2 tRNA genes are annotated in these 371 nt (G+C 47.4%); both read right to left on the bottom strand.

Annotated elements, in window-relative coordinates:
* Positions 1 to 51: 51 nt before the first annotated feature.
* Positions 52 to 127 (bottom strand) — tRNA-Ala (locus tag M3221_RS25815).
* A 17-nt stretch (positions 128 to 144) separates the two neighbouring features.
* Positions 145 to 221, bottom strand: a tRNA-Ile gene (locus M3221_RS25810).
* Positions 222 to 371 lie beyond the last annotated feature (150 nt).

Raw genomic sequence — 371 nt, 5'->3', positions numbered from 1 at the left:
GCTTTGGTCATACAATGTGTTGCTTCTATCCAGTTTTCAAAGAACATAATATGGTGGAGCCTAGCGGGATCGAACCGCTGACCTCCTGCGTGCAAAGCAGGCGCTCTCCCAGCTGAGCTAAGGCCCCATATGAAGAAGTAAGAATGGTGGGCCTAAATGGACTCGAACCATCGACCTCACGCTTATCAGGCGTGCGCTCTAACCAGCTGAGCTATAGGCCCCTACTTCCAATATGAAGTTTCAAATTGAACCTTCAAAACTGAACAAAATCAAACGTCAAACGTTTGTGAGAACCAAGTTCTCACTTCCGTAAATATCCTTAGAAAGGAGGTGATCCAGCCGCACCTTCCGATACGGCTACCTTGTTACGA

It is taken from the genome of Domibacillus indicus, from assembly GCF_023715895.1.
GTDB classification, from domain to species: Bacteria; Bacillota; Bacilli; order Bacillales; family Domibacillaceae; genus Domibacillus; species Domibacillus indicus_A.
This window is presented reverse-complemented; position numbering and strand designations above follow the sequence as displayed.